This is a genomic window from Achromobacter sp. GbtcB20 (assembly GCF_019091095.1).
In the GTDB taxonomy this organism is placed as follows: Bacteria; Pseudomonadota; Gammaproteobacteria; order Burkholderiales; family Burkholderiaceae_B; genus Achromobacter; species Achromobacter mucicolens.
The window spans coordinates 1-257 of sequence record NZ_JAGXJZ010000653.1; the positions used below are offsets into that span (position 1 = coordinate 1).

Sequence of the window (257 nt, forward strand, 5' to 3'; positions counted from 1 at the left end):
CGAGCCGCCTTCGCCGAGCGAGGTCTCGTAGCCATCTTCGAGCGCGGCGATGAAGCCGTGGGCATGCGCAGCGCGCGCCGCCGCCTCGATCCGCTCCTGGGGCAGGCCGCGTCCCATGTCGATGTTCTCGCGCGCCGAGGCCGCCAGGATGAGGGGATCCTGCGGCACCAGGCCGACCTCGTTGCGGAAGCGCTCGTTGTCGATGCCGGCGATCGGCTCGCCGCAGATCTCGATCTGCCCGTGTTCTGCGACGTAGT

Annotated in this window: 1 pseudogene; it reads right to left on the minus strand. The window is 70.0% G+C overall.

What is annotated here, in order from left to right:
• Positions 1-257: pseudogene (locus KVT32_RS30595) on the minus strand (ABC transporter ATP-binding protein); the annotation flags it as partial.